The 386-nt window shown below is 40.4% G+C and carries 1 protein-coding gene; it reads right to left on the bottom strand.

The genetic code is table 11. The features are described 5' to 3' along the window. Nucleotides 1-27: 27 nt before the first annotated feature. A partial coding sequence (locus tag D7Y13_RS44815; RefSeq protein ID WP_147452801.1) for an alpha/beta fold hydrolase occupies nucleotides 28-386 on the bottom strand: 359 nt, incomplete at its 5' end.

The following is a 386-nucleotide window of genomic DNA, read 5'->3' as shown; positions in this document are numbered from 1 at the left end:
TTTATGTTCATTTCACTTAGTTGCCAATTAAGATTTAATAAATGCCAACAAATCCGCATTTATCGTAGCCGCTTCCGTTGCCGGCATTCCATGAGGAAAACCAGGATAAGAAATGAGCTTTCCATTTTTTAAAAGTTTTACCGCCTTTACGGCAGAAAGTTGAAATGGAACGATCTGGTCATCCTCGCCATGTAAAACAAGCACCGGCAGGTCAACACTCTTAAGGTCTTCGGTAAAATCTGTTTCTGAAAAAGCTTTGATACAATCATAGTGAGCTTTTATTCCACCCATCATTCCCTGGCGCCACCAATTATCACGGATACCCAGGGATATCTTTGCCCCTTCGCGATTGTAGCCATAAAATGGAATGGTAAAATCAAGAAAAT

It is taken from the genome of Corallococcus praedator (assembly GCF_003612125.1).
In the GTDB taxonomy this organism is placed as follows: Bacteria; Myxococcota; Myxococcia; order Myxococcales; family Myxococcaceae; genus Corallococcus; species Corallococcus praedator.
The sequence above is the reverse complement of the archived record's forward strand: the minus strand, read 5'-3'. Positions and strand labels throughout refer to the sequence as shown.